Here is a 21,271-nt window from a genome sequence, read left to right on the forward strand (position 1 = left end):
TTAACCTCCCTATTTACCGAGATATAACTGTTAAGTTGGCCTTGTTTTTTCGTTCAATCGCAGCTTTTACATATTGTGCAATAAGGTAGGCCACATCGACACCATGAATTTTCCAGGACTTTGCGAATTCCGGGTTTTGATTCACTTCACATACGACGTACCGCTGCTGCTTGTAATCAAAAAACAAGTCTGCACCATAAATGCCTTCGCCCAAAACCTCAATTATTTGTTTGCAAATGGATGCCATTTCATCATTAATTTCTAGAGGATCGATTTCTGCGCCTAGATGTGTATTCGTTTTCCAATTGTCTGCCGAAACCCGGCGGAACGCAGCAATCGGTTTGCTGCCTACGATGACAACACGGATATCAAAATCGCCTTTTTCCACATATTCTTGCACTAATACAGGGAACGATTGATGCCCAGGGTCTACAGATTCTCTTGCTGCTATCCAGCCATCTAAGCATTCTTTGCCGGTGATTCTAGCTATTCCCCTTCCCCAAGATGAGGTTGCCGGCTTAATGACACATAAATCTCCAAATGTCTGCAAAGCTTGGAAGAGCTTCTCAGGTGTAAAAGCTATTTTATATTGGGGCTGGGGAATGCCATGTTTTTGAAACACAATCGCTTGATGTATTTTATTTGTACAAATAGTAATTGCTTTGACCGAATTCAACGTTTCAAGACCGGCTAATTCAAGCAGATGGGCTCGATTCAACGCGTTTTTCTGTGAGAGACAACGAATGAGAGCAATTCCGAAGGAATGAACATCAGGCTCACCTAATGGTAAGTCCATGGAATCCAAGTTCACCTGCACTTGTACGCCTAAAGCTCGAAGATGATCGATAATTCGTTGTTCTTCTTCCCGCAACTTTGTAACACATAATAAAATCGCACGATTCTGTTCCATGTTCGGTTCCTACTCTCCCCAAGTTTCTTCTATTTCTGGAGCTAGAGCGATGCTTACAAGATTGGATTCGACTTGTACTTCATGCTCTTGACCGCATGAACCACATTCCAAAATTTCACCCGTCGTTACACTCTCTTCCACCTCGATATCCGACTTGCATACAAGACAATTCAAATCTGCCATTTTCCTTGCACCTCCTAAAGTTTTAAAAACATATATAAATGGAATAAATTCCGTAAAACCGAGAAATAACTTCATGGCATGCAGCTTTTTTAAAAATGTGTGCTGCTATTTCGTTTCTATATCCCACTGGTTTACATTATTGAACGTACCTAGATTAAGCGGTTTTCCAACGAGAACGTTTTTTGATACGACCTGCAAACGTTTCTCGGAATAAACAGCTAAAGTGGCAACCTCATCATGCAGTACCTCTTGCAATTGGTTATAAATCTCGTGACGTTTTTCCTCAATAATTTCTTGTTCACCCTTTTTAATCAGCTCATCGACTAATGGATTCTTAAATCGAATCACACTTTCGGGATCATCACTTTTATAGGTTGTAAAATAGAGGCTAGGTTCGATATAGTAATCTCTTGTGAATATGGTAATGTCATGCTCGCCCTTCTCCACTTTATCGATTAACGTTGGAAAATCGAATTTCTGAACGTCTACTTTAATCCCAACAGATTCTAAGTTTTGCACGAGAATATCAGCAGCCTGCTCACGAACTTTATTCCCAACTGGAATAATAAATGTAATGGTACGTTTGGGATCCCAGTTCGCTTCTTTTAAAAGCTCTTTTGCTTTTTCAGGATTGTAATCATAATTGGCAATGTTTTTATTAAAGTAAGGATGCGAGCTTGGGATGCCTCCATCAATAATTTCGGCCTGCCCTTTGAGCAGCTGCTCCACGATGAGCGGACGGTTCAACGCATAGGCGATCGCTTGGCGCACTTTTTTATCAGGCAGCTTCTCCGTATTGAAGAATATTTCTGCTGGCTCAGAGGCTGGAGCAGAGGTTACATTTACATTCTCAAAGCCCTTCACCTTATCATAATCCGTAATCGGTACAAGCCCGACCGGCAAAGAATTCATTTGAATTTCTCCCGTCTGCAGTTGCGCTACAAGATTTGCCGCGGGAAGCACCTTAATGAATATCGTGTCTATCTTAGGTACATCGAGGTAGTAATTTTCATTTTTTGTCACCTCGACAAATTGCCCCTGCTCATAATTCGCAAACTTATAGGGACCAATGGTGACTAATGGTTTCTGGAAATATTCGTTCGTTGAAAGCTGCTCTGGATTGGCATCTTTCAGAATATGCTCGGGCAAGAAATTAACTTTAACACCGAAACGTTCATTGAATACGAGCGGATCGATCGGTGTTTTTGTTTTGATTTCGAAGGTCGTAGGATCGATGATTTTTAATCCCGATAGCTCTGTCTTCCCTTCATCCAGTTTCCCAATGTCATTTAAACCTTCGATAAAATCCAGCTTGAAGGATGATTCTACTTTGGCATGGAGGGCAAGCTTTAAGGTGAAAGCCACATCTGCCGTTGTAAAAGGGGTGCCATCGTTCCATTTGGCATTCGCTTTAAGCTTGATATGGTAAGTTTGCTTATCCTGCGTCTCGATAGATTCCGCCAGCTTCGGTATAAATTGTGCGGTATCCGTTACATCGAGCAAAGAATCATTAAGTAAATTAATAGGGGCAAGCGACGCCGAGCTTCCTTGCGTATTGATTTGATTTAAAGTAACAGGAGCATTAACGATACCAATGTATAAGGTTTTTTTTGCTTTGGCTTCGTTGGTTGTTGACTTAACAGAAACATCCTCCTTGGCTGGTTCTGCTGTTGCTTCGATCTTCCCCTGCTTCGTTTCACTGCAAGCCGATAGGAAAATCATTAAGATGGTTAATAATATGAATCCTGGTACTTGAAACCTTGTTTTCATTTGTTTCTCTCCTTTTGTTTTATTGCTTTATCTATTTAAATAATTAAATAGCAGATTCATGTACTTAGGCTCTTGCATCAAACGCATCACGAAGACCGTCCCCTACAAAGTTAATCGCAAGAACTGTAATGAGAATAACGATGCCAGCGGGTACCCATAACCATTGCTGCTCAGTTAAAACCGTTAGCGATTGTGCATCGTGCAGCATATTGCCAAGGCTCGCCTGAGGGGATTTGACCCCCATCCCAAGAAAACTAAGTCCAGCTTCACTAAGAATCGTGCTGGCAACGCCAAACGTTGCATTCACAATGATTGGCCCCATTACATTTGGCAAAATATGCTTCATGAGTATTCGCGGGGTGTTGTATCCAAGCGCAACGCCGGCGCGGACAAAATCCATTTGTTTCATGGATAATACGCTTCCCCTGACAAGCATTGCTATCGTTGGCCATTTGAACAGTGCGAGAACAAGGATGATCGTGGATGCACTTGCACCAAGCACGCTCACGATGACCAATACGACCATCATGTATGGAAAACTTAAGAAAACATCAGTCAAACGCATAAGTGCCATATCCAGCCATTTGCCATAGTAACCAGCAATTAGCCCAATGAATGTTCCGAATGTTACGTACAAAGCAACTGTAAAAAAACCAATCATTAAGGATACCCGTGTTCCAAAAATCAGCCGGCTTAATACATCACGCCCTACTTGATCGGTGCCTAACCAGTGTGTAAGCGAGGGATGGGCTGAGAACGCATCTGTAATTTCATTAGGCTTACTCGGAGCAAGCCACGGCGCAAAAAGCGCGATACTAAGCAGCAGCAAGGTAGTTGCAAGTCCCCATACCGCCAGCTTGTGCTTGATAAACTTACGTCTCACTAATTGGGCATGACTCTCCATTACATCCATTGACAGTTCGTCTTCATCGCTTTGATCTGAGGGAAAAGCATCTTTCCTCATCCATGGCATTTCACTAACGGACATTTCCAATCCCCTCCAATCAGCTGTATTTAATGCGTGGATCGACCATTGAATAAACGATGTCGGTCAACAAATTCGTGAAAAGTATAACGCAAGCAGCAATCAGATTAATGCCCATTAAAGTTGGATAGTCCCGTGAGAGAATGGCTTCCATCGTTAATTGCCCGATACCCGGCCATTGAAATACTTGCTCAATAATAATGCTGCCGCCTAATACCAAAGGAATTTCTGCACCGATGATCGTTATGATCGGGATTAAGGCATTGCGAAGCGCATGCTTATTCGTAACCAGAAATTCACTAAGGCCTTTCGCTCGGGCTGTACGCAGATAATCCTGATGGAGTACATCGAGCATACTTGCGCGAACATAACGAACCTTTTTACCTGCAATCGTAATACCAAGCACCATGACAGGAAGAATCATATGCATGAGGATATCTCCGAAACTTCCAGAGCCACCTAACGTTGACATTCCCCCTGTTGGAAGCCACTTCAGCTTAATTCCAACCACATAGATGAATCCAAGGCCTAGGAAAAAGGGAGGAATCGAGGTGCCTAGGAAGGATAACCCTGTCATGACATAATCCAATTTTGAATTCTGTTTGACAGCACTGATCACCCCTACGGGTACGGCAATCAATATCCCAACCAGCATCGATGCTGCAGCCAGCAGCAAGGTAGGTCCGATTCTGGCGCCAATCAGCTGTGATACGGGGGCGAAGCTGCTAAATGAATAGCCGAGTTCTCCTCTAAAAAAACCGCCCAGCCATTTTACATACTGTATATACAATGGGTCATTCAGACCAAGCAGCTCTTTTTTAATCTCTAGCAGCTCTTTCGGGATATTAGGAGTGATTAACATATCCACGGGATTCCCGGGAGCCATATTCATGATAAGAAAATTAAGCAATGTGATTCCAAGAAATACTGGTATGGAAATCAGCAGCCTTCGAACGATATAATGGCCCATCGATGCCTTCTCCTTTCCTAGCCTTTGTGCTATGCAAGCGGATAGTGGCATGCAACAGAGTGATGCTCTTTCGTAATTACCGGTTCTGTTGTTCGGCACAGCTCTTGCACATAAGGACAACGAGTATGAAATCGACAACCAGATGGAGGCTCAGCTGGACTAGGCACATCTCCTTGAATGATGTGACTGTTCGTTGTTCGAAGCGTTGGGTCCGGCGGAGGATACGCATTTAATAGAAGCTGCGTATACGGGTGCTTCGGCTTGCGGAATAGCTCCTCTGTAGGTGCCAATTCTACGATTTTCCCCAAGTACATGACGGCGATTCTTGTACTGATCTGTTTAACTGCTCCAATGCCATGGGCGATAAATAAATACGTCAGCTTCAACTCATTTTGCAAATCCTGTAAAAGATTTAAAATTTGAGCTTGGATGGAGACATCAAGCGCTGATACTGGCTCATCGCATACGATCAATTTGGGTTTGAATGAAATGGCTCTAGCGATTCCGATCCTCTGGCGCTGCCCCCCGGAAAATTCATGAGGATATCGATTGGCAGCCGAACGCGGCAATCCAACTAATTGAAGCAGGTTATCAACCTCACGCTGCACCTCACTGCGCTTCACCAGCTTGTGAACAATTAAAGGCTCAGCAAGCGTATCGTATATTCGAAGCCTTGGGTTTAAGGAAGCATACGGGTCCTGAAAAATCATCTGCATTCGTGTCCGCAGCGGTTTTAACTGTCGCTGAGAGGAATATATAATGTTCTGATTTTCAAAAAGAATACGTCCAGCTTGCGGATTCTCAAGTCGAATGATTGAACGACCAATCGTCGACTTGCCGCATCCCGATTCGCCAACTAAACCGACGGTTTCCCCTTCATACATCGTTAGGCTCACATCATCAACCGCCTTGATATGGCTGACTTGATTCGAAAATACGCCACTACGAATGGGGTAATACATTTTTAACCATTCGATTTGCAATAGTGCGTTGAGGCTCATAATCTAACCGCCTGAGTATGTTCTTCATTCGATACGTTTGGAAGGTCCTTCAGCCAGCAGCGTACATGATGTCCCTGTCCATTCGTCGTAAGATCAGGCTGTTCTTGCTGGCATCGTGCGATTGTATGTGGACAGCGTGGGTGAAAGCGGCATCCTGCAGGCATCTTCTGGATAGAGGGAACTGAACCTGGAATCGTCTGCAGCCGCTCCCTGTTGACTTGATCGAGTCGGAGGGTTGATTTCATTAAGCCTTGCGTATACGGATGCTTTGGTGCTCGAAAGAGAGTGAAAACGTCAGCTGATTCGACGACTTGCCCCGCATACATGACGACCACCGTATCCGCCATTTCAGCTACAACTCCTAAATCATGCGTAACTAGCAAGATAGCAGCACCGCTTTCTGCCTGCAGCTGCTTCATCAATGCAAGGATTTGTGCTTGAATCGTAACATCGAGTGCAGTCGTTGGCTCATCGGCAATGAGCAGCTTGGGCTGGCATGCCAGCGCCATTGCAATCATTACCCGTTGTCTCATGCCTCCTGAAAGTGCGTGAGGGTATTCCTTTATAATCGATTCAGCTCTAGGAATACCTACTTTCCTTAACAAATCTATGGCTAAGCGCTTCACTTCCTTTCGAGACAGGTTCAAATGCTGGCGAATCGTTTCTTCAATCTGCTCTCCGATGGAGAAGACTGGATTTAGAGAGGTCATCGGCTCTTGAAAAATCATCGCGATTTCGCTGCCTCGAAGCTTACGAAGCTGAGCTTGCGAGCAGCTGATTAGAGATGAGCCGTTGAACTTGATTTCTCCTTGACGAACTGAACCATTAGCTCCGAGCAATCCCATGATGGAAAGGGATGTTACACTCTTTCCACAACCGGATTCGCCAACAATAGCGATGGTTTCCCCATGTTCAAGTGTGAAGCTCACATCATCTACAGCGATCACTTCTCCTTGATCCATCCGAAATGCCACCTGTAATCGATCAACTTCTAAAAGCTGTCCTATTGCATTCACCAACTTTTTATCATTTGGTATACGTACTTTACAATCAATCCATATAATTCCTATGTGTTTTATAAACTTTGATTAATCCTAGCATACAGAATTTTGAAAAGATTGAATAATAGAATAATTCTATATATAAATAGAAAATTGTTCCAATCCATACATAAATAGCTACGCAAGCTCGTTATGACTAGCTATTTAGCGGGGTTATTAGGATGATATGGAACATAAAAAAGTGCCGCAATAAATCGTCGCGGCACTTTTTATAAGTTAAATGATGAAATTGATTTTGATTGCAATTTAGTTTTTAGCGGTATGTTTCTTAATTGCAGGCATAATTTCAGTAGCGATAAGTTCTATATTTTTTGCAATTTTATCAAATGAAACACCGCCAAAATCAATTTGAGCCATAAAACGCTGATGTCCATATAATTCATATTGGTAAAGCATTTTTTCAATGATTTGCTGCGGGCTGCCCACCATTAAAGCATCACGATGATCGGTCGACTGAGCAAACTGCTGTTTTGGATATCCGCCTCCACGCAGTGCTTGCATTCCAGCGTTAAGATGTGGATAGTACTCACGAAGAGCGTCTTGTGTCGTTTCTGCCATATAAAATAAACTCGTCGTTGCTATAGGTAAAGCTGCTGGATCAAAACCTTTGCTTGAAGCAGCTTCACGATAAGCATCTACCGAAATTTTAAAGTTGCTTGCTGGACCTCCAAGCGTTGTCAGCATCATTGGAATTCCGGCATATCCTGCTTTAATAGCACTTGCAGGAGGTCCGCCTACTGCTCTCCAAATGGGCATATGTCCATTTTGGGGCTGCGGCAAAATCGATGCTTGCTTAAGAGCTGGTCTAAACTGACCTTCCCATGTTATCGTTTCTTCATTGTTTAATTTCATTAGAAGCTCTAGCTTCTCTTCAAATAGTTCTTCATAATCCCGAACATCATAGCCAAGCAAACTATACGCCCCGACGCGTGAGCCCCGTCCTGCCACAATTTCCGCACGTCCCTTGGAAATTAAATCGATCGTTGCAAAATCTTCGTATACTCGAACAGGATCAGATGTACTTAGCACTGTTGCTGAGCTGGCAATCTTAATGTTTTTTGTGGCCTGGGCAATAGCTCCTAAAATCACGGTATGGGCTTGTGTCGTGAAAAATGTTTGATGACTTTCCCCTACAGCAAATACATCTATTCCTGCCTCATCTGCCAGCTTGCTTGCATCAATGAGCTCTTGAATACGCTGTTCAGCACTTATCATTGTGCCCGTATTCGGGTTAGGCAAATGATCCCCAATGGAATACAATCCGAATTCTAATCCTTTATTTTTATCGTTTCGATATTTTTCCATGCGTTCTCTCCCCTTTTGCGTATTAATTCAGCGGTACTAATTTTGCTTCAATATCCGCCCGTCTAGCTTCTAAAAATGGCGGTAAATCCAGTGCTTTACCTAGCTCTGCGACGGATGAATCTTTCGTAAACCCTGGCCCATCCGTCGCTATTTCAAACAAAATGCCATTTGATTCTCGGAAATATAAGCTTTGAAAATAATAACGATCCACAATGCCGGAGGAGTGGAAGCCGCGTTTTTTAACGACCTCATCCCAATAGCGCAGCTCTTCTTCATTTTTAACACGGATGGCTAAATGATGAATGCTTCCTCTTCCAGGCTTCTCGATTGCTCCATCTGCTTGTTTGACCAAAATTTCTCCATAGGAACGACCGGCAACAGATTGATAAATGGCTTCATTTTCCGTACGTGACACTTCGCTATAACCTAACATGCTCGTCAATGTAGCGGCTAAACGATCCAAAGATCGAACGGTCATTTCGACAGTTCCCATGCCAAGAATGCGATGATTTTGCAAGGCGATTGATTCCTCCCATGCTGCCCATTTCTCAGGGACTTCCTCACCGTTATTGTTTAGTAGAACCATTCGCAAACCTTCTGTATCTTCAAAATGGAGCGCATCTCGCCCTGCATATTTTGTAATTTCGCCGTGTTCTACCTTTAATAATTCAAAACGTTTTTTCCAATAGGCTAAACTTTCTAAAGAAGGCACGAGCAAGCCAATTTGAGTAATCGCATTAGTACCGCGCACAGTTCTTCCTGCATTTGTCATTTCAAAGAAGGATAGCTCCGTTCCCGCACTGCCCGTTAAATCACCGTAAAATAAATGATACATGGATGGATCGTCTTGATTGACCGTCTTCTTCACTCTGCGCAGTCCTAGTACTTCTTGATAAAAATGATTATTAATTTTTGCGTTTTTTGTAATCATCGAAATATGATGATGTCCAGGGATGGTATACATAATTGTTCCTCCTCTATTTAACTTGACTAGTCAATTGATATTGCAAAAAAATTACTCTGACGGCAATTTCTTTTTCTGGCTATGTTTATGGATGCGAGTCATCAATGAGTATAGTGTTTTTTGTTCGTCCTCATTTAATACATCTTCAAAAAATGAAGTTTGAAAAGCAAGCTGACTCGGCATTGCGATATCCAATATGGCTTCGGCCTTTTCTGTTAAACTAATCGTTTTGGTTTTCCAGTCTTGCTTGCGCACAATATAACCTTCGTTCTCAAGTCGTACGAGCATGCGAGATATGCCGCCTTGCGTAACCGTTACTTTCTCGGCCAGTACCATTTGAGTTAGAGGCTGATAGACACGAATTTGCATGAGTACATCAAATTGAGCAGTCGTTAAATCAAATTGTTTTAAAAACTCATTTGACATCTGGTTGCTCTGATTCGTAAACCGCATCAGCCGAAGCCAAATTAACGAACCTAACGTATTATTCTGCATTTCGTTCCCCCTCTCAATGACTATGCCATCACTTTACTACTCAATTGATAAAATGACAAGTGTGAATGTTTAAGTTTAAAAAGCTACAATTAATGGAAAGATTAATGCACTTAATTAATTATAGTTACTTGACAAAGAAATTTATATTCGCTATTATTATCTCATATTAAAGATACTCAACGTAAAGGAAGTTGGCGTATTTTTATTATCCATCTTTCATTAAGAATAACCCTTCCTTGTTTAAGAAATACTGATCATTAACTATTTGTTATTCTAAGGACGGTTCTTGTTCTAAAGCTTTACAACATGATTTGGCAGTGTCTGCAAAAGGTTTTCTAGACAAATGATTTGGTAGAACAACTATTGAGGAGGAAAAAACAGTGTCAAAATTAAATATCGGTATTATTTTAGGAAGTACTCGTCAAGGTCGTCTTAGCCCGCAAGTTGGTGAATGGGTGAAGAAAATCGCTGATCAACGCGGAGATGCTAATTATGAAATCGTTGATATCGCGGATTTCAAGCTCCCGCTCTTGGGAGAAAGCGATGCTACTGAGCAAGCAACAGCTTGGAATACTAAGCTTGCAAGCTTGGATGGATTCGTATTTATCGTACAAGAATACAACCACAGTATTTCAGCATCACTGAAAAATGCGCTTGATTATGCTCGTGACGCATGGAACGATAAAGCAGCAGGTATCGTAAGTTACGGTTCCGTAGGCGGTGCTCGTGCAGCTGAGCATTTACGTGGAATTTTGGGCGAATTGTCTGTAGCTGACGTTCGTGTACATCCTGCATTGTCACTCTTCACTGATTTTGAGAACGGTTCTGTTTTCAAACCAGCTGATCTTCATCTTACTAATTTGAACGGTATGTTAGATCAAGTACTCGCTTGGAGCGGTGCATTGAAAACATTGCGTTAATCGTCACTACCAACTACCACCTCTTTATGAAGAGGTGGTTTTTCTTTGTGTCATTTAATGGAGCAGATCATTGCCTGGTGAAAAGGGATATAAATTCCCTTCCAAGCTGAAGGAAGCTTGACCGGTTTCTTCTGATACGATGATAACAAGCGCATCACTTAATTCTGATAAACCAAGACCGGCACGATGTCTAGTTCCAAGCTTCTTCTGCTCGCTGTCTCTTTGCGTTAACGGCAGGACATTACCAGCAGATATAATTTTATCATTTTGGATTAAGACTGCGCCGTCGTGGAGCGGACCGCCAGGGGTGAAAATAGATTCTATTAACGAATGCGTCAGCATGGCAGAAATTAATACGCCATGAGTAATATACCTATCGATTGAATCTGATCTTTGCACGACGAGAAGCGCCCCATGGCGCCGTTTCGATAAATGGGATATTGCATGGGACAGCTCGTCATATTTAGCGGTATAAGGTGCAAGATAACATTTTAAATAAAAGGTTGTTGCAATCGATTCCGTTTCAAAAACTTGTTCTTTCATAGAATGGAACTCGTTTAGCAAGCAATTGCCAACATCATGATCCAAATCCTTTATCAAAGATTCAAGGGATTCACGCAAATGTAGAAGCTTACTCTTCACTTCAACTTTCATTGGAGAGAAATCACATTTTATATCATCCATACGTCCACCCCACTCAAGTGACTACCGCAAATTGAAGTTGAATACTTCCTTTATTTTGCTTAGCCCCTCTTTTTTTATACATAATGGCTGATGGCAACAAAAAGACTGGCCCTATAATAGGAACCAGTCTTCTTAAAGTTCTTGTCAGTATATCTGCGATTGCAGCTTACTGATTGTTTTCAGGAATGCTTAATTTTTTGGACCATGTTTTGCCGCCATCGGTTGTTCTGTATACAGCTGCATTAGATAGGCTTGTATCGGCCATCCAGCCTAGTTCGTTGCTTGTAAACGAAATAATGCTTTCTCCCCCTGCGATCGGTGTAAGATTATTCCACGTTTTCCCTGAATCAACCGAACGACCAACGCCAATGACTCCAGCGGCTGGAGAGTAACCTCCGAGTATCGCAGCTCCATCAACAAGCTCCATATTGCTAGGGTGTCCACCAGGCGCAGCAGGTCCTTCTTTAACAAGTCCTGCAGCACCGCCTGGTGCTGGTCCGCCGCCTGCTGTTTCCTGGCTAATTACTTTCCTCCAGCTTGAACCATTATCTGCAGAGGCATAAAGGGAATAAGATTGCTGGGACATCCCTACTCCACCGTAAAATTGTGCCCATATTTGATTTCCCTTTGTGTAAAGCTTACCGCCTATGCTCTCCTCTGATTTAACTGTTAGTTTTGTGGACCAATTCATACCACCATCTGTGGTTTTTGATAGTCGATAGCCAAATCCAGGTACTACGATAAGTGACCATCCATGCTTCACATCTGTAAACTCTGCATAGCGGTTATTGGGAGGAGTAGAGATTTTGGTCCATGTTTTCCCGCCATTTGATGTTTTATAGGCAAAAGCCTTCGTATAGCCGAAGCCATTTGAAGCATCCACAAAATGAATACGTTCAAGCGCGAGCGGACTGGTTACTATTTTGGTGAACGTTTTTCCGCCATCCTTGGTGTGAATAAGGGCATTCGTTCCGGAAGCAGAAGATTTCGCCAATGCCCATCCGGTTGTGATGGAAATAAAATCAAGCTGTGTAAATTGCCAAGTACCCTTATAGATCGGTTGCCATGTTGAGCCGGCATCAGAAGTACCAATGAGAAATCCATTGCCAGCAGCGCGTCCGGTTGTACCGTTCAAAAATTGAATATCACTGAAATGGTATGCGGTATCCCCTGCTGGTGTTCCGCTGAAAAGATCCTTTGCTGTTGTGCTGCCTGCTGCTTGCGTTAACGGTGCGATTGCAGTAAGGCCAATCATCAGTGCTGCTGCTACAAGACCGTATTTAAGTTTAGTTTTGATCATGTTTTTCCTCCTCCTGCTGCTAAGTTAGTATTAGAGCCTTTATAGAAGAAAATACCCTGCTTTGATCAAATTGAATCTTAATCGTTATTGGTTGTTATGCTGTAACTTTCTTACGAGCACCGCTTATTTTAAATACAATGATGCCACAGACGATTACAAGGACACCTAACCCTTTATTCGTTGTGAACGCTACTTTTTCGATACCTAGCCACCCTTGCGAGTCCCACAATAAAGCAGTTCCCAGCTGTGCGGTTAGAACGATAGAGATGGCATACGTCGGACCAAGCCGCTTAATGCCTTGTACCAGACAAGTAACAACGCCTACGCCGATTAGACCGCTGAACCAGTACCATGGCTTCATATTTTGTAATGCAAATAACTGTTCGCCTTCGAATACGAATCCGATAACAAATGAGGCAAGGAATCCCATGCCTAATACTAACGCAGTTGTTGTCCATGTATTTATTCGTTCATTGACTTTGCTATTGAATATATTTTGCAAACTGACCAAACAACCAGTGAGAACTGCAAATATAAGTCCAATCATCATGTTTTCTACTCTCCCATTGGCTTATTGTTTTGAATTAGCTCAGGATATTGTTTGACTCATAAATATTTTGGCTGGCGAGTGCGCGTAGTCCATCCTTGTTTTTAACAAGAATGCCTCCATTTTTCCGCTCAATTAAACCCTTTGCACAAAATTGCTGGACAACCCGATTGAGATGTCTATAGCTCGTTCCGATCAAGTTAGCCGTATCCTTTAAGCTGATTGTTTTTCCCTGCCCTTTAATTAGATATTCTGAATCATCATAGGAGACGGACAATAGATAGCTCGCCAATCGAACCTCCACAGGATGCAAAATATTGAAGCTTAATGCGTTTGAATTTTTTAAAAATTTCCGAGCTATAATTTTCAATAAAAATTGCAGCAGCAGCGAATGATCTTTGCCATATTTATTCAACCACTGATGATGAATGCCAATCATGTATACAGTCGACACGGCTTCGACCGTGTTGATAATGTCAATGTCTTGCACATATTCAATATCCCCTACTACATCAAGGGAGGTTTTGAAAGTAAGAATAAGTGTTTTCCCATCTTTCGATGTTGTGTAGATCTTTATCTTTCCTTGAACGAGAAAATAGAGATATTTTGAAGATTGACCTTGGGAACAAATAAGCTCCTCATGGTCAAAGCAGAATAGTGATAAATGGGGTAATAATTGTTCCCCGAATGTTGCTTCCAATTGATGCGCTTGTAAAAAATGGTGGAGCTGCTCGCGATCTTTAATTTCTTGCATCTGTACGAATCACCTCCAGTGGAATACGGTCAAGGGCTTGGTATATTTTAACTATTATAACCGCAATATGACCACCCCAGCTATCATCATCCCAATACCGATAAATTGAGGCAGCCTCATCTTCTGCTTTGCAACCCCGAACCATCCTTGACTATCGACGATAAAAGCCAGGCTTAACTGGGCAATCAGCATGGCAGATATGCTAAGTGTAACGCCAATTTGTTGAATAGCAGTGACATTGCTGAAGATGATAATAGCTGCAAAGGAACCGCCGATTAGATATAAGGGTTTTACTTGTTTAAAACCGGACCACTGTTTATCCCTGACGAATAACAGAATAATCAAGGCTGCTATGAATCCGGTGAACTGGGTAATCGTTGCGGTTTGCCAAGTGCCGATATCTTGACTAATTCTTGAATTAGCAACACCTTGCAGTGTAATTAAGACCCCGCCTAAAAATGCGAAAATGCTTCCTTTCATATCATTGCTCTCCTCCATATCAATCTTTCCATCATTAAACGATACATTTCAAGGTTTAGGAAAGGACATATGTCCTAAATCAATGTAAAGCAGTTTTTTGCATAAAAAAAGAACGAACGCTCGATCACTGTTCGTTCAATTTATTCGTTTGGGATAGCCTCCTACTCGCTCCAACGTATCTTATTGCGGAACCCCAGTTCTTTGGAGATGAGATCCGCATACTTTTTTGCTTGCTGACCGTAGCTCTCGATTTTACTTGGCGTAAACCGTATCGCGGGACCAGCTACATTCAGTGATCCAATAACTGTATTATCATAAGAAAAGATGGGAGCCCCGATGCCAGTTGTTCCATCCGTTGCTTCTCCTGATGTGATGGCATAACCTCGGGAGCGAATGATCTCTAGGTCAGTCTGAATCATTTCTTTGGACAATGGAATCAGCGACGGTACTGTTGTCCAATCCACACCTTGCAATATAGCTTCTTGCATCGTGGATGGCAAATGAGCAAGAATAGCGCGATTAGATGCTCCTATATAGAGTGGCAGCCTAAGTCCGATAGGTTCGGAAATTTTCAAAATTTGCGGTGAATCGATGGAATCAATATAGACGCCTTCTTGGTTCTCTCTTGTAGCCAAATAAATCGTTTCTTTCGTTTTTTGCGATAGTTCGACCATGAATGGTCTAGCCAGTGACCTGAACATTAGACTGTCCCACATCAAAAAACCGTATTTCATAATGGAAAGTCCTAATTTATATTTTTTCGATTTTTTATCTTGAGCAACAAATCCATGTTCGGATAAAGAATGAAGAATCCGATGCGCGCTTTGTACGGGCATGTCGAGTTCCCTGCTGATTTCTGTTGCACTCATTTCTTTCTCGCTGCCATGCGGTACAAGCAGATCCAATATGTGAATAGCTTTGGAAATGACCCCGGACATTTGCTGCACCTCCGATAGGAATTGATGTTATATTGCTTAACATGATTTTAGCATATAGATCCTAGCAACGAAATATTACTCCGATGATTCCTCATGATTATGTAGAAGAATTGATAGATTCATGATGTTATCCGAGTCGATTCCCTCATCGGCAAAGCCCACCTTTTTAAAGCATCGGATGCTCGCTATATTTTCAACTTTAATACCTGCTGTAATGATCTGTACGGCATCTAATTCCTTTCTATTCTGCAGCAACTCCAGCATTCTTTTTCCGTAACCCTTATTTCGAAGGCTTGGATTGGTTAATAAACTTACAGAAGCAGTATGGTCGGGATAAATTTCAACACTGATTTGACCAACGGGTATTTCTTGCTCATAAACTATCCAAGCATAATAATTAGAGCTTTTATTAACGAACTTATACCAGCGTTTTAATGGCAATTTGCCGCTTAACCATTTATAAACTTCTGCATCTTTAAACCAGTCTTCTAATACATACAAGTTGGGCTGTTCCAGCTCCCTAAACTCCATTGTGCTTCATCTCCTATTTTTAATTTATTCATTTATACTAAACGGCTCTCATGAAGGTTTCTATTTTTTTATATCCAAAAAGACGAAATGATAGTATGGTTTCCTTCTCTTTTTATTCTTCTTTTTCGAAAGTATAATCATTTGCAACAGTACGAGAATGAGGAGAGAAATCACATCATGAAGCGCATAAAGCAATTTGCAGAGCCCGCTGCTCCAACCTTTATTCATTTATGGCGGCATCCAGGATTCCTTATCCTGTTTCTAACAGGTGGAATTATCGCCTTTGGCAACAAAATTTATGAGCTGGCGCTGCCGCTTATTTTGTACGATTTGAGCCACTCTGCGGTGAAAATGTCAACGATGCGCGCCATCGAGTTTCTTCCAAACCTGCTGCTTGCCATGTTTATCGGTGTACTGGTTGACCGCGTGCACAAGAAAAGCTGGTCATTATGGGCCATAGGACTGCAAATCTGCGTTCTTCTAGGTCTATATGCAGTCATTTCCTACGGCAATCCACCCATCTTTGTGCTATATGTAAGCGGCTTTTTGCTCATGCTGTTTGGTTATGCATTTAATAATGCTCGTGTTGGAATTGTGAAGCATTCACTCCCTGCGGAAATGCTGACACCGGCTAACGCTACCTTCAACTTTATGTCAACCTTGGTTGGCATTATGGGTCCTGCTGTAACAGGGCTGCTGCTCATGCTTCCTGTGCTGTATGATGCCTTATTCATTACTGCGTTTTTGTTCTCTATTGCATTTGTTTTGCTGATATTCTTACGCAGCGATGAGCCGCCTAATGCTCAGCAAGCTGGTTTCTGGCGTGAGCTTCGAGCAGGTTGGGCTGAATTTCGCTCTAATAAATTATTATGGCAGTTGACGATCGCTGTAATTTTTTTGAACGCGACATCAGGCATGGTGGATACAACGATCATTTTCTACGCCAAGGATGCACTCAGACTGAATAATGCAGAGCTAGGTACCGTGTTGGCAGCAGCATGTGTAGGTGGGCTTCTTGGCAGTCTACTTATTAGCAGGCTTCGACGCACCTATTCTGTTGGTGTCTTGGTCACGATCACCACGCTATGTGTTGCGTTATCTTATTTACTGATGGCTTTATCGCAATCCAGTATGATGTTAAGCTTCAGCCTGCTGCTTAATGGATGTTTTGAGATGATCAGCACCGTTTGTATTTGGACATTTAGACAGGAATCTACACCACATCAGCTAATCGGACGTATCAGTGGCATAACTGGCTCATTATTCAAGCTTGCTATGCCGATTACGATTGTTTCTGCGGGTTGGATCTCTGAGCTCGCGTACCCAACAGTAGTATTTTGGCTAGCTGCTCTAGGAAACCTGCTCATTTTCAGCTACTGTAGATTTAGCTCATTATGGAGTAAATGATGGATGAATGGTCAGCGTAATAAGCAGTACCTAATCTCAATAAATAACACGTACCTCCGATCGGAAAAGCATCAACGGTACGTGTTTTTTTATGCTATTGATTTATAAACGTTCTCACTCGGTTCTGTATCAGATTAGTAACATCCTTTGCAGTTTATTGTCTTGTAAAGTAAGCTTTGATTTGAATAATTTGTCTCCAGCCGCTACAAAATGTTCTCATTCATCTACAAATAGACTCTTTATTTAGTTATTCTTTACTGTATTCGGTAAATACACATGAAATAAAGTCCCTTCATCACTTTCAGCCCAAATTTGTCCTCCGTGACGTTCGACAAGCGTTTTCGTAATAGCAAGACCTAAGCCCCCGCCTCCCGATTTCCGGTTCCGTGATTTTTCCACACGATAGAAACGTTCGAATACATGCGCGAGCTGCTCAGTTGGTATTCCGATTCCAGTATCCTTGACGGTTATTTGAACACCTTGTTGAACTAATTTCCCATATACCGATACCTTTCCACCATTAGAAGTAAACTTTAGAGCATTCGATAATAAATTCGTCCACATTTGAATGAGTCGGTATTCATCAGCATGGATAGTCATTTCAGGGATGAAACCTCTTTCCAAAATAATTCCTTTATCTGAAAAGGAGGGCTTCATAAGATCTAAAACTTGTTCTATAGATTTTGTTAGTGGAACATCTTTTAAGCTTAACTGCTGTGCTGTAGAAGTAAGTGTTTGCAGTTCTTCCAAATCATTAACCATTTGGACTAAACGGTGAATTTCTTCTCTGCATGATTGTATGCGTTCAGGTGTAGCTTCCCAAATTCCATCTTGAATCGCTGATAAAAAACTATTTAATGTCGTTAAGGGGGTTCGAAGCTCATGAGCAATATTTTCGGTCATCGTTACCCGTAATTGTTATTGCTGTTCAAGCTGTTCAGCTAAATGATTGATAGAGGCGGCCAGTTGATCGACTTCATCTTTTGGAGTGCCTTTTAAAGGAAGACGAGCATCTCGTTTTCCTCTTGCCATAACGAGTGTTATGTTCTTCATTTTAACTAAAGGAGAGGAAATTTTTTTAGCGATGTAAATGCTCATAATAAGCGTAATAATGAGTGCTCCTCCTACTGTCAGTCCAATGGATTGAAGCACGGCTTGCTCTAAATGTGAATTTAATGACTCTGTCTTATCGTGGCTGCCTTGCGCTATCTCTTCACCATAAAGCTGGAAATGATGATGAGTGGCTGTAACTAAAGCAATGGAAGCAATGATTAAGATGGCTGTTGTATAAAAGATAAGAAGAATACTAATCCGATTGGATAGTGTTTTTTTCATTTGCCTCCTCCATGAAAGCGATAGCCGGCACCAAAAACCGTCTGAATGAACATTGGATTTTTAGCATCCTCCTCTATTTTTTGCCGTAAATTTTTGACATGCTGATCAATTGTACGAGCATCCCCTTCAAAATCGATTCCCATCACCATATCAATTAATTGTTCGCGGGAAAGTGTTCTTTCAGCATTTCTAGCCATAACAACAAGCAGTTTATATTCATTGGGTGTTAAATTTATGGGTTCTTGATTGATGTAAACCTGTTTAGCTTGGCTATCCAAACTTAATCGTCCATTACCGTATTCCAAACGATCAGCGAGAAGCTCATGATGATTAGTACGCCGCAGGACAGAACGAACTCTAGCCAACAATTCATGGGGATCAAATGGTTTCACGATGTAATCGTCAGCTCCAGCAGATAACCCTTGGATGCGATGATTTAGAGAAGCTTTAGCCGTAAGCATAATGATAGGTACCGGATTAGTTCCTCGTATTTGTCTGCACAGCAGCTCTCCATTAATGTCAGGGAGCATCAAGTCAAGAATGATTAAATCAAAGGGATGCTTATCGATTTCATGCATCGCACTTTGGCCATCAATAGCTTCACATGCACGATAACCAGCCTTGTTTAGATAAGCGATTATAACCTCTCTAATTTTATCTTCATCCTCAATAACTAAAATTTTACTCATGGTTGCTCATTCCATTTCAATGTTTTTAGTTCGTCTAGAGTAATTCGATTAATAAATTTGCTGAACTTTTCCTTTCCTTTAGCATGTTCTTTATAATAGTTAATGAGATTAATTATTGATGATATTAACTGATTTTCTGGTAAGCCTGAAAGTAAAAGCTGGGCAAAGGAAGGTTTTATTCCCTTGGGCTCTCCGCCGACATAAACGTCAAACACATTCCGCATTTTTACGACCCCAATATCTTTTAATAAAGGTTCACTTGTACCTAATGCGCAACCTGCATAACCGACTTTCATTGGCGTTGGTGTTCCGATTCCCGCAATTGCTTCGTTTAATTTAATGGCAATATCTAAGCCGGCATCCTTGGCTCCTTTGCAAAAGTTGCATGCAATCAAGCTTTTTGTCGTAAAGCCTGAAGGATTAACCTCGAGGCCGACTGCTCGTAATTGTTCGGTTATTTCATTTTGTTGATCTAACGGTATTTCCACATAAAGCTGCTTAAAAGGTGTCATCTCTATATTTGCATCTGTGTCAATGAGTGAACCTATGGTTACCAGTTGATGAGGTGTGAACAGGCTGCCTCCAACCTGAATGGCTGGTGAGACTGCGATTTTTATTTTATCATTCATTTGGCATCTCTCCTTTACATCATAACCATTATAATATACCCCCTAAGGGTATGTAGGTCAAGAGTTTTTACTATACCCGGGTTATGTATCTATATTAGTCTTCATGATGTCATTGCATCAGTCTAATTATCTGCACAAAAAAAAGAGCGAGCCGAATAGTCGGCTCACTCTTTATAAATATTACTAATGGCTGCATTCAAGTTTCATGCTTATTCTAAACCAAACTTGACCATATCATTTGTTTTGTACCAAGTACCGATTCAGGTATCCATGAGTAAATGGAAGGCACCATGAGTACAACAACGAGCTTCTCAACCGGGTCCACAAAAAATCCGGTTCTTCCTGAACCCTCCAGCTGGTAGGTGCCTACTGATTCATATGAAAGATGATGAATAGCTAAATCTAAACCAAGAGCATGGCCTTTATCTTTGATTTTACCTCCCCAATGATAGGCGGGAACGTTAAACAGATGTCGGCGAGTCATCAGATCTACTGACTTTCTGCCAAGGATACGCTGACCTTCAAAGGTTCCGCCATTCAACAGCATTTGTCCGAATTTCCACATATCAAATAGTGTTGAATAAAGTCCACTATCCGAACGAGGCGGCATAGGTGAACCGTCATTTTCTCTGCTTAACCTTTCGATATCCATCCGATCTACACTGCATACTTCAGAGTGCAGATGCTCAGGCACATCAAAAAAAGTACGTGTCATTTGGAGTGGTTCGATAATGTTCTCCGTAATGTAGTCCTCATACTGCTTACCAGATACTCTTGAGACGATCTCGCCCAGCAGAGCGAAGCCCACCGTAGAATAATTATAGGCATCCCCGGGTTGGCAAACGAGCGGGCCTTGCAGCACTTTTCGAATCCAATGATCCATGCCGCTAGCCCCCCACCATTCTCTAGGATAGGGCTCATTGTAATATCCGGTGACTGGCAAAATACCAGACGTATGCGTTAATAAGTGGAACAAGGTGATATCTTTATGTACAGGATTATCAAATTCCGCCAAAATGCTGGACACAGGCAGATCGATATAAAGCTTACCGTCCTCTATGAGCTTCATGATCGCAACACTTGTGAATGCTTTCGTTATGGATGACATTTTACGCAAGGAATCCGGCTGCAATTCACCTTGGTCAGTTGAGCCATGCAGTCGCCCCATTGATTTCCATGCGGCGATCTTTCCTTCTCGTGCAACGAGAAAACTGGCTGCTTGAATTTTTTGCTGTGCGATCAGATTCAGAAAGTGATTATCCAGCTTATTTAATTGATGTGAGCTGAGCCCAACCTCTTCGGGCACAACATCCAAGTGGCCCTCCGTTATTTTCCACTCGCTTAGCAATTCATTCATCTGTCTCGATCCCCTTCCATTAATTAGGAATAATGAATCTATACTACACGAGCCGC

24 protein-coding genes are annotated in these 21,271 nt (G+C 41.9%); 2 read left to right on the forward strand and 22 right to left on the reverse strand.

Annotation, left to right across the window (positions count from 1 at the left end):
- Positions 1–13: 13 nt before the first annotated feature.
- The 10 genes from AC1DOV_RS04305 to AC1DOV_RS04350 all read right to left on the reverse strand — a co-directional run bounded on the left by AC1DOV_RS04305 (position 14) and on the right by AC1DOV_RS04350 (position 9,644).
- Positions 14–910, reverse strand: a complete 897-nt coding sequence (locus AC1DOV_RS04305) for a RimK family alpha-L-glutamate ligase (protein WP_477549272.1) — start codon at positions 908–910, stop codon at positions 14–16.
- A 9-nt stretch (positions 911–919) separates the two neighbouring features.
- A complete protein-coding gene (locus AC1DOV_RS04310; protein WP_076265982.1) occupies positions 920–1,093 on the reverse strand; it encodes a lysine biosynthesis protein LysW in 174 nt (57 codons plus the stop codon).
- Positions 1,094–1,198: 105 nt separating this feature from the next.
- On the reverse strand, positions 1,199–2,863 hold the full coding sequence (locus AC1DOV_RS04315) for an ABC transporter substrate-binding protein (protein ID WP_477549273.1): 1,665 nt from the start codon (positions 2,861–2,863) through the stop codon (positions 1,199–1,201).
- A 64-nt stretch (positions 2,864–2,927) separates the two neighbouring features.
- Positions 2,928–3,851 (reverse strand): oligopeptide ABC transporter permease, encoded by a 924-nt coding sequence (opp4C, locus tag AC1DOV_RS04320; RefSeq protein WP_477549274.1) that lies wholly within the window; start codon positions 3,849–3,851, stop codon positions 2,928–2,930.
- A gap of 16 nt (positions 3,852–3,867) precedes the next feature.
- Positions 3,868–4,818 carry an ABC transporter permease gene (locus AC1DOV_RS04325; protein ID WP_477549275.1) on the reverse strand — a complete coding sequence of 317 codons (951 nt, stop codon included), beginning with the start codon at positions 4,816–4,818 and terminating at the stop codon, positions 3,868–3,870.
- A gap of 29 nt (positions 4,819–4,847) precedes the next feature.
- Positions 4,848–5,819, reverse strand: a complete 972-nt coding sequence (locus tag AC1DOV_RS04330) for an ABC transporter ATP-binding protein (protein ID WP_477512605.1) — start codon at positions 5,817–5,819, stop codon at positions 4,848–4,850.
- Entirely contained in the window at positions 5,816–6,826 is a 1,011-nt protein-coding gene (locus tag AC1DOV_RS04335; protein WP_477527781.1) for an ABC transporter ATP-binding protein, read from the reverse strand. The genes AC1DOV_RS04330 and AC1DOV_RS04335 overlap by 4 nt, the downstream gene beginning before the upstream one ends.
- A 300-nt stretch (positions 6,827–7,126) precedes the next feature.
- Complete coding sequence (locus AC1DOV_RS04340; RefSeq protein ID WP_477512607.1) at positions 7,127–8,185, reverse strand: LLM class flavin-dependent oxidoreductase; 1,059 nt, start codon at positions 8,183–8,185, stop codon at positions 7,127–7,129.
- A gap of 22 nt (positions 8,186–8,207) precedes the next feature.
- Positions 8,208–9,149 (reverse strand): ring-cleaving dioxygenase, encoded by a 942-nt coding sequence (locus AC1DOV_RS04345; protein WP_477512608.1) that lies wholly within the window; start codon positions 9,147–9,149, stop codon positions 8,208–8,210.
- Positions 9,150–9,200: 51 nt separating this feature from the next.
- On the reverse strand, positions 9,201–9,644 hold the full coding sequence (locus AC1DOV_RS04350) for a MarR family winged helix-turn-helix transcriptional regulator (protein ID WP_441883285.1): 444 nt from the start codon (positions 9,642–9,644) through the stop codon (positions 9,201–9,203).
- Positions 9,645–10,024: 380 nt separating this feature from the next.
- Here AC1DOV_RS04350 and AC1DOV_RS04355 point away from each other — a divergent pair, with 380 nt between their 5' ends.
- Positions 10,025–10,564 (forward strand): NADPH-dependent FMN reductase, encoded by a 540-nt coding sequence (locus tag AC1DOV_RS04355; RefSeq protein WP_076265973.1) that lies wholly within the window; start codon positions 10,025–10,027, stop codon positions 10,562–10,564.
- 54 nt (positions 10,565–10,618) lie between these two features.
- Here AC1DOV_RS04355 and cdaS read toward each other — a convergent pair whose 3' ends face one another.
- The 7 genes from cdaS to AC1DOV_RS04390 all read right to left on the reverse strand — a co-directional run bounded on the left by cdaS (position 10,619) and on the right by AC1DOV_RS04390 (position 15,798).
- Positions 10,619–11,248: a sporulation-specific diadenylate cyclase CdaS gene (gene cdaS, locus AC1DOV_RS04360; RefSeq protein WP_477549276.1), complete on the reverse strand. Its 630-nt coding sequence runs from the start codon at positions 11,246–11,248 to the stop codon at positions 10,619–10,621.
- Between the two features lie 166 nt (positions 11,249–11,414).
- The gene (locus tag AC1DOV_RS04365) at positions 11,415–12,548 is read right to left on the reverse strand and encodes a WD40/YVTN/BNR-like repeat-containing protein (RefSeq protein WP_477549277.1); all 1,134 of its coding nucleotides are present in this window, start codon (positions 12,546–12,548) and stop codon (positions 11,415–11,417) included.
- A gap of 94 nt (positions 12,549–12,642) precedes the next feature.
- The gene (locus AC1DOV_RS04370; RefSeq protein ID WP_477549278.1) at positions 12,643–13,098 is read right to left on the reverse strand and encodes a DMT family transporter; all 456 of its coding nucleotides are present in this window, start codon (positions 13,096–13,098) and stop codon (positions 12,643–12,645) included.
- A gap of 34 nt (positions 13,099–13,132) precedes the next feature.
- The gene (locus AC1DOV_RS04375; RefSeq protein ID WP_477549279.1) at positions 13,133–13,849 is read right to left on the reverse strand and encodes a Crp/Fnr family transcriptional regulator; all 717 of its coding nucleotides are present in this window, start codon (positions 13,847–13,849) and stop codon (positions 13,133–13,135) included.
- A 54-nt stretch (positions 13,850–13,903) separates the two neighbouring features.
- Complete coding sequence (locus AC1DOV_RS04380) at positions 13,904–14,329, reverse strand: DMT family transporter (RefSeq protein ID WP_339209338.1); 426 nt, start codon at positions 14,327–14,329, stop codon at positions 13,904–13,906.
- A 161-nt stretch (positions 14,330–14,490) separates the two neighbouring features.
- Entirely contained in the window at positions 14,491–15,267 is a 777-nt protein-coding gene (locus AC1DOV_RS04385; RefSeq protein WP_441883297.1) for an IclR family transcriptional regulator, read from the reverse strand.
- 75 nt (positions 15,268–15,342) lie between these two features.
- Positions 15,343–15,798, reverse strand: a complete 456-nt coding sequence (locus AC1DOV_RS04390) for a GNAT family N-acetyltransferase (RefSeq protein WP_477549280.1) — start codon at positions 15,796–15,798, stop codon at positions 15,343–15,345.
- Positions 15,799–15,975: 177 nt separating this feature from the next.
- Here AC1DOV_RS04390 and AC1DOV_RS04395 point away from each other — a divergent pair, with 177 nt between their 5' ends.
- Entirely contained in the window at positions 15,976–17,205 is a 1,230-nt protein-coding gene (locus tag AC1DOV_RS04395; protein WP_477549281.1) for an MFS transporter, read from the forward strand.
- Positions 17,206–17,448: 243 nt separating this feature from the next.
- Here AC1DOV_RS04395 and AC1DOV_RS04400 read toward each other — a convergent pair whose 3' ends face one another.
- The 5 genes from AC1DOV_RS04400 to AC1DOV_RS04420 all read right to left on the reverse strand — a co-directional run bounded on the left by AC1DOV_RS04400 (position 17,449) and on the right by AC1DOV_RS04420 (position 21,215).
- Positions 17,449–18,108 (reverse strand): sensor histidine kinase, encoded by a 660-nt coding sequence (locus AC1DOV_RS04400; protein ID WP_477549282.1) that lies wholly within the window; start codon positions 18,106–18,108, stop codon positions 17,449–17,451.
- A 15-nt stretch (positions 18,109–18,123) separates the two neighbouring features.
- The gene (locus tag AC1DOV_RS04405; RefSeq protein WP_477549283.1) at positions 18,124–18,540 is read right to left on the reverse strand and encodes a HAMP domain-containing protein; all 417 of its coding nucleotides are present in this window, start codon (positions 18,538–18,540) and stop codon (positions 18,124–18,126) included.
- Positions 18,537–19,229: a response regulator transcription factor gene (locus tag AC1DOV_RS04410; RefSeq protein ID WP_477549284.1), complete on the reverse strand. Its 693-nt coding sequence runs from the start codon at positions 19,227–19,229 to the stop codon at positions 18,537–18,539. The genes AC1DOV_RS04405 and AC1DOV_RS04410 overlap by 4 nt, the downstream gene beginning before the upstream one ends.
- Positions 19,226–19,858 carry a nitrite reductase gene (locus AC1DOV_RS04415; RefSeq protein WP_477549285.1) on the reverse strand — a complete coding sequence of 211 codons (633 nt, stop codon included), beginning with the start codon at positions 19,856–19,858 and terminating at the stop codon, positions 19,226–19,228. The genes AC1DOV_RS04410 and AC1DOV_RS04415 overlap by 4 nt, the downstream gene beginning before the upstream one ends.
- A 214-nt stretch (positions 19,859–20,072) precedes the next feature.
- Complete coding sequence (locus AC1DOV_RS04420; RefSeq protein ID WP_477549286.1) at positions 20,073–21,215, reverse strand: serine hydrolase domain-containing protein; 1,143 nt, start codon at positions 21,213–21,215, stop codon at positions 20,073–20,075.
- Positions 21,216–21,271 lie beyond the last annotated feature (56 nt).

It is taken from the genome of Paenibacillus sp. 01T47, from assembly GCF_056398245.1.